This is a genomic window from Pseudomonas sp. P4795 (genome assembly GCF_048822895.1).
In the GTDB taxonomy this organism is placed as follows: Bacteria; Pseudomonadota; Gammaproteobacteria; order Pseudomonadales; family Pseudomonadaceae; genus Aquipseudomonas.
The window spans coordinates 25,443-41,096 of record NZ_JBMFBT010000004.1; the positions used below are offsets into that span (position 1 = coordinate 25,443).

General features: G+C 56.3%; 21 protein-coding genes. 20 read left to right on the forward strand and 1 reads right to left on the reverse strand.

Annotation, left to right across the window (positions count from 1 at the left end; all coding sequences use genetic code 11):
* Positions 1–3: 3 nt before the first annotated feature.
* The 18 genes from rplX (at position 4) to bfr (ending at position 10,614) form a co-directional block, all read left to right on the forward strand.
* Complete coding sequence (rplX, locus tag ACOI8A_RS12165; protein WP_042561341.1) at positions 4–318, forward strand: 50S ribosomal protein L24; 315 nt, start codon at positions 4–6, stop codon at positions 316–318.
* A gap of 20 nt (positions 319–338) precedes the next feature.
* Positions 339–878 carry a 50S ribosomal protein L5 gene (rplE, locus tag ACOI8A_RS12170; protein ID WP_003210069.1) on the forward strand — a complete coding sequence of 180 codons (540 nt, stop codon included), beginning with the start codon at positions 339–341 and terminating at the stop codon, positions 876–878.
* Positions 879–891: 13 nt separating this feature from the next.
* On the forward strand, positions 892–1,197 hold the full coding sequence (gene rpsN, locus ACOI8A_RS12175) for a 30S ribosomal protein S14 (RefSeq protein WP_007918460.1): 306 nt from the start codon (positions 892–894) through the stop codon (positions 1,195–1,197).
* Between the two features lie 209 nt (positions 1,198–1,406).
* Positions 1,407–1,799, forward strand: coding sequence for a 30S ribosomal protein S8 (rpsH, locus tag ACOI8A_RS12180; protein WP_420648606.1), 393 nt, complete (start codon positions 1,407–1,409; stop codon positions 1,797–1,799).
* 12 nt (positions 1,800–1,811) lie between these two features.
* Positions 1,812–2,345, forward strand: coding sequence for a 50S ribosomal protein L6 (rplF, locus tag ACOI8A_RS12185; RefSeq protein ID WP_003176412.1), 534 nt, complete (start codon positions 1,812–1,814; stop codon positions 2,343–2,345).
* Positions 2,346–2,355: 10 nt separating this feature from the next.
* Positions 2,356–2,706, forward strand: coding sequence for a 50S ribosomal protein L18 (gene rplR / locus ACOI8A_RS12190; RefSeq protein ID WP_003186037.1), 351 nt, complete (start codon positions 2,356–2,358; stop codon positions 2,704–2,706).
* A gap of 3 nt (positions 2,707–2,709) precedes the next feature.
* Positions 2,710–3,210 (forward strand): 30S ribosomal protein S5, encoded by a 501-nt coding sequence (rpsE, locus tag ACOI8A_RS12195; protein WP_003186035.1) that lies wholly within the window; start codon positions 2,710–2,712, stop codon positions 3,208–3,210.
* A 2-nt stretch (positions 3,211–3,212) separates the two neighbouring features.
* Complete coding sequence (rpmD, locus tag ACOI8A_RS12200) at positions 3,213–3,389, forward strand: 50S ribosomal protein L30 (RefSeq protein WP_003176408.1); 177 nt, start codon at positions 3,213–3,215, stop codon at positions 3,387–3,389.
* A gap of 3 nt (positions 3,390–3,392) precedes the next feature.
* Positions 3,393–3,830, forward strand: coding sequence for a 50S ribosomal protein L15 (rplO, locus tag ACOI8A_RS12205; protein WP_042561340.1), 438 nt, complete (start codon positions 3,393–3,395; stop codon positions 3,828–3,830).
* On the forward strand, positions 3,831–5,159 hold the full coding sequence (gene secY, locus ACOI8A_RS12210; protein ID WP_092277409.1) for a preprotein translocase subunit SecY: 1,329 nt from the start codon (positions 3,831–3,833) through the stop codon (positions 5,157–5,159).
* Positions 5,160–5,186: 27 nt separating this feature from the next.
* Complete coding sequence (rpmJ, locus tag ACOI8A_RS12215) at positions 5,187–5,303, forward strand: 50S ribosomal protein L36 (protein WP_002555468.1); 117 nt, start codon at positions 5,187–5,189, stop codon at positions 5,301–5,303.
* A 129-nt stretch (positions 5,304–5,432) separates the two neighbouring features.
* Positions 5,433–5,789 carry a 30S ribosomal protein S13 gene (rpsM, locus tag ACOI8A_RS12220; protein ID WP_009045849.1) on the forward strand — a complete coding sequence of 119 codons (357 nt, stop codon included), beginning with the start codon at positions 5,433–5,435 and terminating at the stop codon, positions 5,787–5,789.
* Between the two features lie 30 nt (positions 5,790–5,819).
* A complete protein-coding gene (gene rpsK / locus ACOI8A_RS12225; protein ID WP_002555466.1) occupies positions 5,820–6,209 on the forward strand; it encodes a 30S ribosomal protein S11 in 390 nt (129 codons plus the stop codon).
* An 18-nt stretch (positions 6,210–6,227) separates the two neighbouring features.
* Positions 6,228–6,848 carry a 30S ribosomal protein S4 gene (gene rpsD / locus ACOI8A_RS12230; RefSeq protein ID WP_003176404.1) on the forward strand — a complete coding sequence of 207 codons (621 nt, stop codon included), beginning with the start codon at positions 6,228–6,230 and terminating at the stop codon, positions 6,846–6,848.
* 22 nt (positions 6,849–6,870) lie between these two features.
* The gene (locus ACOI8A_RS12235) at positions 6,871–7,872 is read left to right on the forward strand and encodes a DNA-directed RNA polymerase subunit alpha (RefSeq protein WP_003186012.1); all 1,002 of its coding nucleotides are present in this window, start codon (positions 6,871–6,873) and stop codon (positions 7,870–7,872) included.
* 42 nt (positions 7,873–7,914) lie between these two features.
* Positions 7,915–8,301: a 50S ribosomal protein L17 gene (gene rplQ, locus ACOI8A_RS12240; protein WP_007943777.1), complete on the forward strand. Its 387-nt coding sequence runs from the start codon at positions 7,915–7,917 to the stop codon at positions 8,299–8,301.
* 241 nt (positions 8,302–8,542) lie between these two features.
* Positions 8,543–9,997, forward strand: coding sequence for a catalase (locus ACOI8A_RS12245; protein ID WP_420648605.1), 1,455 nt, complete (start codon positions 8,543–8,545; stop codon positions 9,995–9,997).
* Positions 9,998–10,146: 149 nt separating this feature from the next.
* The gene (gene bfr, locus ACOI8A_RS12250; RefSeq protein WP_420648604.1) at positions 10,147–10,614 is read left to right on the forward strand and encodes a bacterioferritin; all 468 of its coding nucleotides are present in this window, start codon (positions 10,147–10,149) and stop codon (positions 10,612–10,614) included.
* A gap of 64 nt (positions 10,615–10,678) precedes the next feature.
* Here bfr and uvrA read toward each other — a convergent pair whose 3' ends face one another.
* Positions 10,679–13,513 carry an excinuclease ABC subunit UvrA gene (uvrA, locus tag ACOI8A_RS12255; protein WP_420648603.1) on the reverse strand — a complete coding sequence of 945 codons (2,835 nt, stop codon included), beginning with the start codon at positions 13,511–13,513 and terminating at the stop codon, positions 10,679–10,681.
* A 191-nt stretch (positions 13,514–13,704) separates the two neighbouring features.
* Here uvrA and ACOI8A_RS12260 point away from each other — a divergent pair, with 191 nt between their 5' ends.
* A complete protein-coding gene (locus ACOI8A_RS12260) occupies positions 13,705–15,102 on the forward strand; it encodes an MFS transporter (protein WP_420648602.1) in 1,398 nt (465 codons plus the stop codon).
* A 9-nt stretch (positions 15,103–15,111) separates the two neighbouring features.
* A complete protein-coding gene (locus ACOI8A_RS12265; RefSeq protein WP_420648601.1) occupies positions 15,112–15,636 on the forward strand; it encodes a single-stranded DNA-binding protein in 525 nt (174 codons plus the stop codon).
* Positions 15,637–15,654 lie beyond the last annotated feature (18 nt).

Consider the following 15,654-nt stretch of genomic DNA (forward strand, 5'->3'; position numbering starts at 1 on the left):
GACATGCAAAAGATTCGTCGTGACGACGAGATCATCGTGATCGCCGGCAAAGACAAAGGTAAGCGCGGTAAGGTGCTGAAGGTTCTTGCTGACAACCGTCTGGTTGTTGGTGGTCTGAACCTGGTCAAGCGTCATACCAAGCCTAACCCGATGTCGGGCGTACAAGGCGGTATCGTCGAGAAAGAAGCGCCACTGCACGCTTCTAACGTAGCCATCTTCAATGGCGAAACCAACAAGGCTGACCGCGTTGGTTTCAAAGTAGAAGAAGGTAAGAAAATTCGTGTCTTCAAGTCGACCCAAAAAGCGGTTGATGCTTGAACACTGCTAGGTAGAAGACCATGGCACGACTAAAAGAGATTTACCGGAAGGAAATCGCTCCGAAACTTAAGGAAGAACTTAAGCTTTCGAACGTGATGGAAGTTCCGCGCGTTACCAAAATCACCCTGAACATGGGTCTGGGCGAAGCGATCGGCGACAAAAAAGTCATCGAGCACGCTGTTGCTGACCTGGAAAAGATCACCGGCCAAAAAGTCGTTGTGACCTACGCTCGTAAATCCATCGCTGGCTTTAAAGTCCGTGAAGGATGGCCGATCGGCGTCAAGGTGACTCTGCGCCGTGAGCGTATGTACGAGTTCCTGGATCGTCTGCTGTCGATCTCCCTGCCTCGGGTTCGCGACTTCCGCGGCCTGAATGCCAAGTCCTTCGATGGTCGTGGTAACTACAGCATGGGCGTGAAAGAGCAGATCATTTTCCCGGAAATCGACTACGACAAGATCGATGCTCTCCGCGGTCTGGACATTACCCTGACCACCACTGCCAAGAACGATGATGAAGGCCGCGCTCTGCTGCGTGCTTTCAAATTCCCGTTCCGCAACTGATTGGAGTAGGAAAATGGCCAAGAAGAGCATGAAAAACCGTGAGCTGAAGCGTCAGCTCACCGTTGCCAAGTACGCCACCAAGCGTGCAGCGCTGAAAGCTATCATCGTTGATCTGAACGCAAGTCCAGAAGCGCGTTGGGAAGCTACAGTAGCTCTGCAGAAGCAACCACGTGACGCAAGCGCTGCGCGCATGCGTAACCGTTGCCGCCTGACTGGTCGTCCGCACGGCGTTTACCGCAAGTTCGGCCTTGGCCGTAACAAACTGCGTGAAGCGGCAATGCGTGGTGACGTACCAGGTCTGGTTAAAGCCAGCTGGTAATTGCTGTCAAAGCTTCGATGCTCGGGTTCGCAAGAACCTGACCATCGGTGGCCTTGAACTTGAATCAAGCCCCTTTTGGGGCTTGATTCATTTCTGGGGTGTGTCTAGAATACCCGGCTCGCCTGAGCCCGTGTTTTTACTGCCCGGAAGTTCTCGGCGACAAGTAGTAGCCGCAAGGCTAATTTTTTTGTATTAGGAGCGTCTAGCCCATGAGTATGCAGGACCCGTTAGCGGACATGCTAACTCGAATCCGTAATGCCCAGATGGCTGAAAAGGCCGTTGTAAGCATGCCGTCTTCCACGTTGAAGGTGGCTGTAGCAAAAGTCCTGAAGGACGAAGGTTACATCGCGGATTTTCAGATCACCACCGAAGCTAAACCTTCGTTGTCCATCTCGCTGAAGTACTTCGAAGGCCGTCCGGTTATCGAAGAAGTGAAGCGCGTTAGTCGTCCAGGCCTGCGTCAGTACAAGTCCGTTGAAGATCTGCCGAAAGTTCGTGGCGGTCTTGGCGTGTCTATCGTCTCCACCAACAAAGGTGTGATGACGGATCGTGCTGCGCGCGCTGCCGGTGTCGGCGGCGAAGTTCTTTGCACTGTGTTCTAAGGGGGGATAAGCATGTCTCGCGTCGCTAAGAACCCCGTTAAGCTGCCAGCCGGTGTCGAAGTAAAATTCGCAGGCCAACAGCTTTCGGTGAAGGGTGCCAAGGGCACTCTTGAACTGAACATCCATTCGTCCGTTGAGATCGTTGAAGAAGCTGGTGAGCTGCGTTTCGCTGCTCGCAATGGCGATCAACAAACTCGCGCAATGGCCGGTACCACGCGTGCGTTGGTAAACAACATGGTCCAAGGCGTAAGCCAAGGCTTCGAGCGCAAGCTCCAGCTGGTCGGTGTTGGTTACAAAGCGCAAGCAAAAGGCACGGTTTTGAACCTGGCCCTTGGCTTCTCGCACCCAGTGGATTACGAACTGCCGGAAGGCATCACCGCTGAGACTCCTAGCCAGACCGATATCCTGATCAAGGGCATCGATAAGCAACTGGTAGGTCAAGTGGCTGCTGAGATCCGCGACTTCCGTCCACCAGAGCCGTACAAAGGCAAAGGTGTGCGCTACGCGGACGAAGTCGTCCGTCGTAAAGAAGCCAAGAAGAAGTAGGGCATAGCAAATGACCGACAAAAAAGTTACTCGACTGCGTCGCGCTCGCAAAGCACGCCTGAAAATGCACGAACTAGAAGTCGTGCGTCTCTGCGTGTTCCGCTCGTCGCAGCACATTTACGCCCAGGTCATCTCGGCCGACGGCAACAAAGTCCTGGCAAGCGCCTCGACTTTGGATAAAGAACTGCGTGATGGCGCCACTGGCAACATCGACGCGGCCACAAAGGTTGGCCAGCTGGTCGCTACGCGTGCTAAGGCCGCTGGCGTCTCGCAAGTGGCTTTCGACCGCTCTGGCTTCAAGTACCACGGCCGCGTGAAAGCGCTGGCTGATGCTGCTCGTGAAGCTGGGCTGGAGTTCTAAGTTATGTCAAATAACGACCAAAAGCGCGACGAAGGCTACATTGAGAAGCTGGTTCAAGTTAACCGCGTAGCCAAAACCGTTAAAGGCGGCCGTATCTTCACTTTTACCGCGTTGACCGTGGTTGGTGATGGTAAAGGGCGCGTTGGCTTCGGCCGTGGCAAGTCACGTGAAGTGCCTGCTGCGATCCAGAAGGCAATGGAAGCTGCTCGCCGCAACATGATCCAAGTTGACCTGAACGGCACCACTCTGCAGTACGCAATGAAGTCCGCTCATGGCGCTTCGAAGGTGTACATGCAGCCTGCTTCTGAAGGTACCGGTATCATCGCTGGCGGCGCTATGCGTGCTGTCCTCGAAGTTGCTGGCGTTCAGAACGTTCTGGCCAAGTGCTACGGCTCGACTAACCCGGTAAACGTGGTTCACGCCACTTTCAAAGGTTTGAAAGCTATGCAATCTCCTGAATCCATTGCCGCCAAGCGTGGCAAAAGCGTCAAGGAGATCTTCTGATCATGGCTACCGTTAAAGTAACGCTGATCAAAAGCATGACCGGCCGCATCCCTAACCACAAACTGTGTGTTAAGGGTCTGGGTCTGCGTCGCATCGGTCACACTGTAGAAGTCCAGGATACTCCCGAGAATCGCGGGATGATCAACAAGGCTTACTACATGCTGCGTGTCGAGGGTTAATCGATGAAACTCAATGATCTGAGTCCAGCGCCGGGTTCCCGTCGCGAAAAGCATCGTCCGGGCCGTGGTATCGGTAGCGGTTTGGGTAAGACTGGTGGCCGTGGCCACAAAGGTCAAACCTCCCGCTCCGGTGGCACCATTGCTCCAGGCTTTGAAGGCGGTCAACAGCCGCTGCATCGTCGTCTGCCGAAGTTCGGTTTCGTTTCCCTGAAGGCTATGGACCGCGCAGAAGTGCGTCTGTCCGAGCTGGCTAAAGTGGAAGGCGACATCGTTACCGTGCAGTCCCTGAAAGATGCCAACGTGATCAACGTCAACGTACAGCGTGTGAAAATCATGCTGTCCGGTGAAGTGACTCGCGCTGTCACTATCGGCAAGGGAATCGGCGCCACCAAAGGTGCGCGTTCGGCTATCGAAGCAGCTGGCGGCAAGTTCGAGGAATAAATGGCTAAGCAAGGTGCTCTCTCTGCGCTCGGCAAAGGCGGTATGTCTGAACTCTGGGCTCGTCTGCGTTTTCTGTTCCTGGCGATTATCGTCTACCGAATAGGCGCACACATCCCGGTTCCAGGTATCAACCCGGACCGACTCGCAGACCTGTTTCGACAGAATGAGGGGACCATTCTTAGCTTGTTCAACATGTTTTCCGGCGGCGCGCTGGAACGGATGAGCATCTTTGCACTGGGGATCATGCCGTACATTTCGGCATCGATCATCATGCAACTGATGACCGCCGTCAGCCCGCAGCTGGAGCAGTTGAAGAAGGAAGGTGAAGCTGGCCGTCGCAAGATTAGCCAGTACACCCGCTACGGCACTGTCATCCTCGCTCTTGTTCAGGCTATTGGCATGTCCATTGGTCTGGCGGGGCAGGGTGTTGCGTTCAATGGTGACTTTGGCTTCCATTTCGTCGCGGTATCCACTTTTGTGGCTGGTGCGATGTTCATGATGTGGCTGGGTGAGCAGATTACTGAGCGCGGTGTAGGTAACGGTATCTCGATGTTGATTTTTTCGGGTATCGTCGCCGGTCTTCCGAGAGCAATCGGGCAGTCTTTCGAGTCTGCACGTCAGGGCGATATAAATATCTTCGCTTTGGTTGCCATCGGTTTGCTGGCAGTAGCGATTATCGGTTTCGTGGTGTTCATTGAGCGTGGTCAGCGTCGTATTGCTGTTCACTACGCCAAGCGTCAGCAGGGCCGCAAGGTCTTCGCTGCGCAGACTAGCCACTTGCCGCTGAAGGTGAACATGGCCGGTGTTATTCCGGCTATTTTCGCGAGCAGCATTTTGCTGTTCCCGGCTTCGTTGGGTGCCTGGTTTGGTCAGTCTGAAGGTATGGGCTGGTTGCAGGACATCTCGCAGTCGATCGCTCCTGGTCAGCCGTTGAATATTCTGCTGTTTAGTGCAGGGATTATTTTCTTCTGCTTCTTCTATACGGCGTTGATGTTCAATCCGAAAGACGTAGCGGAAAACCTGAAGAAGTCCGGTGCCTTTATTCCGGGCATCCGTCCAGGTGAGCAGTCTGCGCGCTACATTGATGGCGTTCTGACTCGCTTGACCATGTTCGGTGCTCTTTACATGACGGCCGTGTGTCTGTTGCCCCAGTTCCTGGTGGTTGCAGCAAACGTACCGTTCTACCTTGGCGGGACCTCGTTGCTGATCGTCGTCGTGGTTGTGATGGACTTCATGTCCCAAGTACAATCGCACCTCGTTTCGCACCAGTACGAATCCCTGATGAAGAAAGCCAACCTGAAGGGCTACGGCAGCGGCATGTTGCGCTGAGTACCCATAAGGTTCGAGGAGTTGGTGATGAAAGTTCGTGCATCGGTGAAAAAGCTGTGCCGTAACTGCAAGATTATTCGCCGCGAAGGTGTTGTTCGAGTAATTTGCAGCGCGGAACCGCGTCACAAACAGCGCCAAGGCTGAGTGTGATCCGCTTGAAGCCCGGCAGCTAGTGCGCTGCCGGGTTGATTATTTGTTATTACAGCGATATTATCTCGCGCCCTATTTCTTGGCTTCCGGGGCGTAGGTAGCTGTCAATTGGAGTCCCACTGAATGGCCCGTATTGCAGGCGTTAACATTCCAGATAACAAGCACACTGTTATCTCGCTGACCTACATCTATGGTGTTGGTCGCACTACTGCGCAGAAAATTTGCGCAGAGACTGGGGTAAACCCAGCCGCAAAGATCAAAGATCTGAGCGACGAGCAGATTGAACAGTTGCGTGGCGAAGTGGCGAAGTTCACCACTGAAGGTGACCTGCGTCGCGAAATCAACATGAAAATCAAGCGTTTGATGGACCTCGGTTGCTACCGCGGTCTGCGTCATCGTCGTGGTCTTCCAGTGCGCGGTCAGCGTACCAAGACTAACGCGCGTACCCGTAAAGGTCCGCGTAAGCCGATCCGCAAGTAATCGCCCACGCGAATCGACAGGAAATTAATCATGGCAAAACCTGCTGCTCGTCCTCGTAAAAAAGTTAAAAAGACAGTGGTTGATGGCATCGCCCACATCCATGCATCTTTTAACAACACCATCGTGACCATCACCGACCGTCAAGGTAACGCGCTTTCTTGGGCTACCTCCGGTGGTTCGGGTTTCCGCGGTTCCCGCAAGTCCACTCCGTTTGCTGCTCAAGTAGCTGCTGAACGTGCTGGTCAAGCTGCGCTGGAATATGGCCTGAAAAACCTCGACGTAAACGTCAAAGGTCCAGGTCCAGGTCGTGAGTCTGCTGTCCGTGCTTTGAACGGCTGTGGCTATAAGATCGCCAGCATCACCGACGTGACGCCAATCCCGCACAACGGGTGCCGTCCGCCGAAGAAGCGCCGCGTGTAATCCAGGAGATTGTAAAGAATGGCTCGTTACATTGGTCCAAAATGCAAACTCGCTCGTCGCGAAGGCACCGATCTCTTCCTGAAGAGCGGCGTGCGCGCGATCGAATCGAAGTGCAACATTGAAGCAGCACCTGGTATCCACGGCCAACGCCGCGGTCGCCAGTCCGATTACGGCACCCAACTGCGTGAAAAGCAGAAGGTCCGTCGTATCTACGGCGTTCTCGAGCGTCAGTTCAGCGGCTACTACAAAGAAGCTGCTGGCAAGAAAGGTGCAACCGGTGAAAACCTGCTGCAACTGCTCGAATGCCGTCTGGACAACGTTGTATACCGTATGGGCTTTGGTTCGACTCGTGCCGAATCCCGTCAGCTGGTATCGCACAAGTCGATCAGCGTTAACGGTCAGACCGTAAACGTTCCGTCGTACCAGGTTCGTGCTGGCGACGTGGTTGCTGTTCGCGAGAAAGCAAAAAACCAACTTCGCATTGTCCAAGCTCTCGATCTGTGTGCCCAACGTGGCCGCGTAGAATGGGTAGAAGTAGACACTGAGAAGAAGTCGGGCGTTTTCAAGAACGTTCCTGCTCGCAGTGATCTGTCCGCCGACATCAACGAAAGCCTGATTGTCGAGCTCTACTCCAAGTAAGGGCTAGAAAATAGGTGCATCCATGCAGATTTCGGTAAATGAGTTCCTGACACCCCGCCACATTGATGTGCAGGTTGTCAGTCCAACCCGCGCCAAGATCACTCTCGAGCCTCTCGAGCGTGGTTTTGGCCACACCCTGGGCAACGCGCTGCGACGCATCCTGTTGTCCTCAATGCCCGGCTGCGCAGTAGTCGAGGCCGAGATTGACGGTGTACTCCATGAGTACAGCGCCATCGAAGGTGTACAGGAAGACGTAATTGAAATCCTGTTGAACCTTAAAGGTCTGGCTATCAAGCTGCACGGTCGTGACGAAGTTACGCTGACCTTGTCGAAGAAGGGTTCGGGGGTGGTTACCGCTGCCGATATTCAGCTGGATCATGATGTCGAGATCGTTAATCCCGATCACGTAATCGCTAACCTGGCGTCTAACGGCGCCCTGAACATGAAGCTCACCGTAGCTCGTGGTCGTGGTTATGAACCAGCAGACTCGCGTCAGAGCGATGAAGACGAAAGCCGCAGCATCGGTCGCTTGCAGCTTGACTCTTCGTTCAGCCCGGTTCGCCGTATCGCATACGTGGTGGAAAACGCCCGTGTCGAGCAGCGCACTAACCTGGACAAGCTGGTTATTGATCTGGAAACCAACGGTACTCTGGATCCTGAAGAGGCAATTCGCCGCGCTGCAACCATTCTGCAACAGCAGTTGGCTGCGTTCGTCGACCTCAAAGGTGACAGTGAGCCAGTGGTTGTCGAGCAGGAAGACGAGATCGATCCGATCCTGCTTCGCCCGGTTGACGATCTGGAACTGACTGTACGTTCGGCTAACTGCCTTAAGGCGGAAAACATCTACTACATCGGTGACCTGATTCAGCGTACCGAAGTAGAGCTGTTGAAGACTCCGAACCTTGGCAAGAAATCCTTGACTGAAATCAAGGACGTTCTAGCCTCCCGCGGTCTGTCCCTCGGCATGCGCCTCGACAACTGGCCGCCTGCAAGTCTTAAGAAGGACGACAAGGCGACTGCCTGATCGTCGTAATCACCGAACGTAGTGTTTGGTAAGGAATGAACCATGCGTCATCGTAAAAGTGGTCGTCACCTGAGCCGCACCAGCTCGCACCGCAAGGCCATGTTTCAAAACATGGCGGTGTCGCTGTTCGAGCACGAGCTGATCAAAACTACTCTGCCAAAAGCCAAAGAACTGCGTCGCGTTGCTGAGCCGCTGATCACTCTGGCCAAGACAGACAGCCTGGCTAACCGCCGTCTGGCTTTCGACCGTACTCGCTCGAAAGCTATCGTTGGTAAGCTCTTCAACGACCTGGGCAAGCGTTACGCTACCCGTGAGGGTGGCTACCTGCGCATCCTCAAGTGCGGTTTCCGCACTGGCGACAACGCGCCTATGGCGTACGTCGAGTTGGTTGATCGTGCTACCGGCGGTGAAGCTGTATCCGCTGAGTAAGACGTCAGTCTGAAACAAAGAACCGGGCCTAGTGCCCGGTTTTTTGTGCCTGCAAGAAATGCGTCGCCCATACAAGCTTTGTTCATGCATCGCTCTGCACTATATGTCTGTGGTTTGATCGTTAGTAATTTTCTATTGATGTCCGCAAGTTAATGAATTTGTGGGTGTCGCATTGATGATCAATACTGCCCACCAAGCCGATTAGCCGGCAGTTCAAAGACTGACAGAGGAAGAAGATCGCATGAGCCAAAACAAGACGCTTACGACCGCCAGTGGTGCGCCTGTCGCTGACAACCAGAATTCCCGCTCTGCTGGCCCGCGTGGCCCGCTGCTGCTTGACGATTTTCATCTGCTCGAGAAGCTCGCCCACTTCAACCGTGAAAACATCCCAGAGCGTCGCGTACACGCCAAAGGCTCGGGTGCTTACGGTACGTTCACGGTCACCAACGACATTTCTCAGTACACCAGCGCGAAGCTGTTCTCGGCTGTAGGCAAACAAACTCCGACGTTTCTGCGCTTTTCCACTGTAGGCGGTGAGCGTGGTTCGGCTGACACCGAGCGCGATCCACGCGGCTTTGCGCTAAAGTTCTACACCGAAGAAGGCAACTGGGACATCGTTGGCAACAACACGCCTGTTTTCTTTATTCGTGACCCGCTTAAATTCCCGGATTTCATCCACACGCAAAAACGTCTGCCACAAAGCAACCTGAAAAGTGCGCAGATGATGTGGGACTTCTGGTCGCACTCGCCCGAAGCGCTGCACCAGGTCACGATTCTGTTCTCTGATCGCGGCATTCCTGACGGCTACCGCCATATGCACGGCTTCGGCAGTCACACCTACAGCCTGATCAGCGCGCAAGGCGAGCGTCATTGGGTCAAGTGGCACTACAAGACCAAACAGGGGATCAAGAACCTCGCACCGGCAGACGCAGCACGCATTGCAGGTACTGACCCGGATTACGCCCAGCGCGACCTGTTCGAAGCCATTGAGCGAGGTGATTTCCCGAAATGGCGCGTATGCATCCAGATCATGACCGAAGCCCAAGCGGCAGCGCATTACGAAAACCCGTTCGACGTGACCAAGACCTGGTCGCAGAAGGAATTCCCGTTGATCGAAGTTGGTGAGCTGGAACTCAATCGCAATCCGCTCAACTACTTTGCCGAAGTCGAGCAAGCCGCGTTCGGTCCGAGCAACATGGTGCCAGGTGTCGGCCTGTCGCCGGACCGTATGCTGCAAGGTCGCGTATTCGCTTACGCGGATGCTCATCGCTACCGCGTTGGCACCAATCACCAGCAATTGCCGGTGAACGCGCCGCGCAGCCCGGTCAACACTTACCAGCGCGATGGTTCCATGGCGTTTGGCAGCAATGGTGGTGCGGCGCCGAACTACGAGCCGAACAGCTACGTGGAATCGCCAAAGCAAGCGCCTCACTATGCCGAACCTGCGCTGGCATTGAGCGGCAACGCTGATCGCTACGACCACCGCGAAGACACCGATTACTACAGCCACGCCGGTGCGCTGTTCCGTCTGATGAGCGACGAGCAGAAAGCGTTACTGGTGAGCAACATCGCCGGAGCAATGTCGGGTGTATCGAGTGATGTAGTCGACCGCCAGTTGCAGCATTTCTACAAAGCCGATGCGGCGTATGGAGAAGCAATCGCAAAGCTGCTCAACGTACAGCTTAACGAAGTCTAAACGAGAAGCAGAACCGCCCTCATTTGGGCGGTTTTTGCGTTATTTAGGCCGCTTTTCTCGGAATATCTTCGCTTTTATTGCGCTTGGAGAGTGACCTTGCAGTCAGCTTGGTTCAAACTACAGACTTTCAAGCAGGGAGATGTAGGGCGATGCAAGGCCACCCAGACGTTATCGATTACCTCAACACGTTGCTGACCGGCGAACTGGCCGCGCGTGACCAATATTTTGTTCATTCGCGGATGTATGAGGACTGGGGTTTCACCAAGCTCTACGAACGAATCAACCACGAGATGGAAGAAGAGGCTCAGCACGCTGATGCCCTGATGCGCCGGATTCTGATGCTTGAAGGCACCCCGCGCATGCGTCCGGATGATCTGGATGTGGGTACGACCGTGCCGGAGATGCTGGAAACGGATCTGCGCCTCGAATACAAAGTTCGCGCAGCACTGTGCAAAGGCATCGAGCTGTGTGAGCTGCACAAAGATTATGTCAGCCGCGAGATCCTGCGAGTTCAGCTCAACGACACCGAAGAAGATCACACCTACTGGCTGGAAAAGCAGTTGGGCCTGATCAAGCTGATCGGCCTGCAGAACTACCTGCAATCCCACGCGTCCTGATTGCTACAGATGTAAAAAAGCCCCGGCCACTGATGAAGTGACCGGGGCTTTTTCATGTCCGCGATCAGTCGCGATCGCGGATCAGCAGCGGCTTGAGATAGAAACCAGTATGAGACTGCTTCATCTCGGCCACTTCTTCCGGTGTACCGACCGCAATGATCTGCCCACCTTTGGAACCACCCTCAGGACCAAGATCCACCAACCAGTCGGCAGTCTTGATCACGTCAAGGTTGTGCTCGATCACCACCACTGTGTTGCCGTGGTCGCGCAGACGATGCAGAACATCGAGCAGTTGCTGAATGTCCGCGAAGTGCAGCCCGGTAGTCGGCTCATCGAGGATATACAGCGTCTTGCCGGTATCGCGCTTGGACAGCTCGCGAGACAACTTGACCCGCTGCGCCTCGCCACCGGACAGCGTCGTCGCCGACTGCCCCAGCTTGATGTACGACAAACCCACATCCATCAGCGTCTGTAGCTTGCGCGCCAGTGCCGGCACTGCGTCGAAGAACTCCCGCGCTTCCTCGATCGTCATCTCGAGGGTTTCGTGGATGTTCTTGCCCTTGTACTTGATCTCAAGGGTTTCGCGGTTGTAGCGCTTGCTCTTGCACACGTCGCACGGCACGTAGATGTCCGGCAGGAAGTGCATTTCCACCTTGATCAGACCGTCGCCCTGGCAAGCCTCGCAGCGACCGCCCTTGACGTTGAACGAGAAACGCCCTGGGCCGTAACCGCGTGAACGTGACTCGGGCACACCAGCAAACAGCTCACGAATAGGCGTGAACAAACCGGTATAGGTCGCCGGGTTGGAGCGCGGCGTCCGGCCAATCGGGCTCTGGTCGATGTCGACGACCTTGTCCAGATGTTCAAGACCTTTGATGCTGTCGTGCGCTGCCGCTTCGAGCGTGGTCGCGCCATTGAGAGCCGTGGCGCTAAGCGGGAACAACGTGTTGTTGATCAGCGTCGATTTGCCCGAGCCGGACACGCCGGTCACGCAGGTCAGCAAACCAATCGGAATTTCCAGATCGACATTGCGCAGGTTGTTGCCGCGCGCGCCTTTGAGCGACAGCGTCAGCTTCTTGTTGCGCGGCGTGCGCTTGGCTGGCACGGCGATCTTGACCCGGCCTGACAGATATTTACCCGTCAGGGAGTCCGGATGCGCCATGACTTCGGCCGGCGTACCTTCCGCCACAATCCGTCCGCCGTGCACACCGGCACCCGGGCCGATATCCACCACGTAGTCGGCGAGGCGAATCGCGTCCTCGTCGTGCTCGACCACGATCACGGTGTTGCCTATATCGCGCAGGTGCTTGAGGGTGCCGAGCAGACGGTCGTTATCGCGTTGGTGCAGACCAATCGACGGCTCGTCGAGGATGTACAAAACCCCGACCAGACCCGCGCCGATCTGGCTGGCCAAGCGAATCCGCTGCGCTTCACCACCCGACAGCGTGTCGGCACTGCGATCCAGCGACAGATAGTCGAGACCGACGTTAACCAGAAATTGCAGGCGCTCGCGGATTTCCTTGAGAATCTTGTCGGCGATTTCGCCCCGGCGACCAGTCAATTTCAGCTCGCCGAAATACACGCAGGCATCGCCGATGGGCAGGTTGGTCACCGCTGGCAGCGTCTTCTCGCCGACCCAGACGTGCCGCGCCTCGCGACGCAGGCGAGTGCCACGGCAATCCGGACAGGCCTGATGGCTGAGGAACTTGGCCAGTTCTTCGCGCACGCTCGCCGACTCGGTTTCGCGGTAACGACGTTCCAGATTCGGCACGATGCCTTCGAACGGGTGCGAGCGTTTAACAATGTCGCCGCGGTCGTTGAGGTATTTGAAGTCCACGTTCTGCGAACCGCTGCCGTGCAGGATGAACTTCTGCTGATCGGCCGGCAGTTCATTGAACGGTTTTTCCAGGCTGAAGCCGTAGTGCGAGGCCAGCGAGCCAAGCATCTGGAAGTAATACACGTTGCGTCGATCCCAACCGCGAATCGCGCCCTCGGCCAGCGTCAGATCACCGTTGACCAGACGCTTGATGTCGAAGAACTGTTTAACCCCCAGACCATCGCAAGTCGGGCAGGCGCCGGCCGGGTTGTTGAAAGAAAACAGCTTGGGTTCCAGCTCGCTGATCGCGTGGCCGCAGATCGGGCAGGCGAAGCGTGCGGAGAAGATCATCTCTTCGCCCGGCTCGTCGTCCATCGGTGCCACGAGGGCGATGCCATCCGCCAGTTTCAGGGCGGTCTCGAAGGATTCAGCCAGACGCTGCTGCAGGTCGGCGCGGACCTTGAAGCGGTCGACGATCACATCAATCGAATGCTTCTTCTGTTTATCCAGCTTCGGCAGTTCGTCGAGCTCGCAGATGCGACCGTTGACCCGGGCACGGACGAAGCCTTGAGCGCGCAGTTCTTCGAACACTGAAAGGTGCTCGCCTTTGCGCTCGCGGATCACCGGCGCCAGCAGCATCAGTTTGCTGCCTTCAGGCTGGGCCAGCACCAGGTCGACCATCTGGCTGACGGTCTGGGCTTCCAGCGGAATGTCGTGATCCGGGCAGCGTGGCGTACCAACGCGTGCGTAGAGCAGGCGCAGATAATCGTAGATTTCGGTAATTGTCCCGACTGTGGAGCGCGGGTTGTGCGAGGTCGATTTCTGCTCGATGGAGATTGCCGGCGACAGGCCTTCAATGGTGTCGACGTCAGGTTTTTCCATCATCGACAGAAACTGCCGGGCATAGGCCGACAGCGATTCGACATAGCGGCGCTGACCTTCGGCGTAAAGCGTGTCAAAGGCCAGGGACGACTTGCCGGATCCGGACAGGCCGGTGATGACGATCAGTTTGTCCCGTGGCAGGGTCAGGTCGATGTTCTTCAGGTTGTGGGTACGGGCCCCACGTATCAGGATCTTGTCCAAAGTGGCCTCGCTCGGCGGGCGTCGAAAACGTAGGAGTATACGGGCAAATACTGGATGGATGCACACTATCAAACAAGCAGTGAATTGCCACACATGAAGAGTGTTTCATCTGCACGCGGCAAAGCGTCGCGATATACCCTGTCTTTCGATGGGACTGGTAGAATCGCCGCCGGTTCACACGAGGTTTTTCCATGCACGATCCCCACAGCGAACGCATGAGTGGCAGCGAGACCCGCGCAGCGAGCGGTCTGGCCCTGGTGTTCGCCTTCCGTATGCTGGGCATGTTCATGGTGTTGCCGGTACTGGCGACCTATGGCATGGATCTGGCGGGAGCGACCCCGGCCCTGATCGGGCTGGCGATTGGCGCTTACGGCTTGACCCAGGCACTTTTCCAGATTCCGTTCGGGGTCATTTCCGACCGTATCGGCCGGCGACCGGTTATCTATCTTGGTTTGATCGTCTTCGCCCTCGGCAGCGTGCTTGCCTCGCAGGCCGATTCGATCTGGGGCGTGATCGCCGGCCGCATTCTGCAAGGCGCCGGCGCGATTTCCGCTGCGGTGATGGCGCTGCTTTCCGACCTGACCCGCGAACAACACCGCACCAAAGCGATGGCGATGATCGGCATGACCATCGGCCTGTCTTTCGCGGTGGCCATGGTGGTCGGGCCGTTGCTGACCCGTGCGTTCGGTCTGTCCGGACTGTTCCTCGCCACCGGCGCAATGGCGCTGATCGGGATCGTGATCGTGATGTTCATGGTGCCAAAGTCCACCGGGCCGTTGCAGCATCGTGAGTCCGGTGTAGCGCGTCAGGCGTTGCTGCCGACGCTCAAGCATCCGGATCTGCTGCGCCTCGATCTGGGCATCTTTGTGTTACATGCGATGTTGATGTCGAGCTTCGTCGCACTCCCTCTGGCACTGGTGGAAAAGGCCGGCCTGCCCAAGGAACAGCACTGGTGGGTCTATCTGACCGCGCTGCTGATTTCGTTCTTCGCCATGATCCCGTTCATCATCTATGGCGAGAAGCGACGCAAAATGAAACGAGTTTTGCTCGGCGCCGTCATGACGTTGATGCTCACTGAGCTATTCTTCTGGCAGTTCGGCGACAGCTTGCGGGCTCTGGTGATCGGGACGGTGGTGTTCTTTACCGCGTTCAATCTGCTGGAAGCTTCACTGCCGTCGCTGATCAGCAAGGTTTCACCGGCGGGTGGCAAAGGCACGGCCATGGGCGTGTACTCCACCAGCCAGTTCCTCGGTTCGGCACTCGGCGGGATACTCGGCGGCTGGATGTTCCAGCATGGCGGTCTGTCGGTTGTGTTCCTCGGATGTGCCGGGCTGGCTGCACTTTGGCTGGCCTTTGCTGTTACCATGCGCGAACCTCCCTACGTGACAAGCCTGCGTTTGCCGTTGTCGCCTGAAGCGATTCGCGAAGCCGGTCTGGTCGAGCGCCTCAAGGCCCTTGTAGGGGTAACAGATGCAGTGATCGTTGCGGAAGAAGCGGCGATTTACATCAAATTGGACACCGAACTATTGGATCGCACCACTCTCGAACGCCTGGTGAACAACCCGGCGCAGAATGCGTGCGAAGCCTAGGAGAACGTTATGGCCCGTGGGGTTAACAAAGTCATATTGGTCGGCACGTGCGGCCAGGATCCCGAAGTACGCTACCTGCCCAACGGTAACGCCGTGACCAACCTGAGTCTGGCGACCAGCGAGCAGTGGACCGACAAGCAGACTGGCCAGAAAGTCGAAAAGACCGAATGGCACCGTGTGTCGATGTTCGGCAAGGTTGCAGAAATCGCTGGCGAATACCTGCGTAAAGGCTCGCAGGTTTACATCGAAGGCAAACTGCAGACCCGCGAGTGGGAAAAAGACGGCATCAAGCGTTACACCACCGAAATCGTGGTCGACATGCAAGGCACCATGCAACTGCTGGGTGGCCGTCCACAACAGGGCGAGCAACAAGGCGGCGGCAACAACTATCAGCAGTCGGCTCCAGCGCCACGCCAGCAGGCTCCACGCCCGCAGCAGTCGGCACCGCAGCAGCGTCAGGCTCCGGCTCCACAGCAAGCCGCACCGCAGCCAGCTCCGGATTTCGACAGCTTTGATGACGATATCCCGTTCTGACCCTGAACAGGTTTGAAC

What these genes read in the sequence shown, in the direction of transcription:
- rplX (WP_042561341.1), top strand. Translation starts at nt 4, where the DNA reads ATGCAAAAGATTCGTCGTGACGACGAGATCATCGTGATCGCCGGCAAA.
- rplE (WP_003210069.1), top strand. Translation starts at nt 339, where the DNA reads ATGGCACGACTAAAAGAGATTTACCGGAAGGAAATCGCTCCGAAACTT.
- rpsN (WP_007918460.1), top strand. Translation starts at nt 892, where the DNA reads ATGGCCAAGAAGAGCATGAAAAACCGTGAGCTGAAGCGTCAGCTCACC.
- rpsH (WP_420648606.1), top strand. Translation starts at nt 1,407, where the DNA reads ATGAGTATGCAGGACCCGTTAGCGGACATGCTAACTCGAATCCGTAAT.
- rplF (WP_003176412.1), top strand. Translation starts at nt 1,812, where the DNA reads ATGTCTCGCGTCGCTAAGAACCCCGTTAAGCTGCCAGCCGGTGTCGAA.
- rplR (WP_003186037.1), top strand. Translation starts at nt 2,356, where the DNA reads ATGACCGACAAAAAAGTTACTCGACTGCGTCGCGCTCGCAAAGCACGC.
- rpsE (WP_003186035.1), top strand. Translation starts at nt 2,710, where the DNA reads ATGTCAAATAACGACCAAAAGCGCGACGAAGGCTACATTGAGAAGCTG.
- rpmD (WP_003176408.1), top strand. Translation starts at nt 3,213, where the DNA reads ATGGCTACCGTTAAAGTAACGCTGATCAAAAGCATGACCGGCCGCATC.
- rplO (WP_042561340.1), top strand. Translation starts at nt 3,393, where the DNA reads ATGAAACTCAATGATCTGAGTCCAGCGCCGGGTTCCCGTCGCGAAAAG.
- secY (WP_092277409.1), top strand. Translation starts at nt 3,831, where the DNA reads ATGGCTAAGCAAGGTGCTCTCTCTGCGCTCGGCAAAGGCGGTATGTCT.
- rpmJ (WP_002555468.1), top strand. Translation starts at nt 5,187, where the DNA reads ATGAAAGTTCGTGCATCGGTGAAAAAGCTGTGCCGTAACTGCAAGATT.
- rpsM (WP_009045849.1), top strand. Translation starts at nt 5,433, where the DNA reads ATGGCCCGTATTGCAGGCGTTAACATTCCAGATAACAAGCACACTGTT.
- rpsK (WP_002555466.1), top strand. Translation starts at nt 5,820, where the DNA reads ATGGCAAAACCTGCTGCTCGTCCTCGTAAAAAAGTTAAAAAGACAGTG.
- rpsD (WP_003176404.1), top strand. Translation starts at nt 6,228, where the DNA reads ATGGCTCGTTACATTGGTCCAAAATGCAAACTCGCTCGTCGCGAAGGC.
- ACOI8A_RS12235 (WP_003186012.1), top strand. Translation starts at nt 6,871, where the DNA reads ATGCAGATTTCGGTAAATGAGTTCCTGACACCCCGCCACATTGATGTG.
- rplQ (WP_007943777.1), top strand. Translation starts at nt 7,915, where the DNA reads ATGCGTCATCGTAAAAGTGGTCGTCACCTGAGCCGCACCAGCTCGCAC.
- ACOI8A_RS12245 (WP_420648605.1), top strand. Translation starts at nt 8,543, where the DNA reads ATGAGCCAAAACAAGACGCTTACGACCGCCAGTGGTGCGCCTGTCGCT.
- bfr (WP_420648604.1), top strand. Translation starts at nt 10,147, where the DNA reads ATGCAAGGCCACCCAGACGTTATCGATTACCTCAACACGTTGCTGACC.
- ACOI8A_RS12260 (WP_420648602.1), top strand. Translation starts at nt 13,705, where the DNA reads ATGCACGATCCCCACAGCGAACGCATGAGTGGCAGCGAGACCCGCGCA.
- ACOI8A_RS12265 (WP_420648601.1), top strand. Translation starts at nt 15,112, where the DNA reads ATGGCCCGTGGGGTTAACAAAGTCATATTGGTCGGCACGTGCGGCCAG.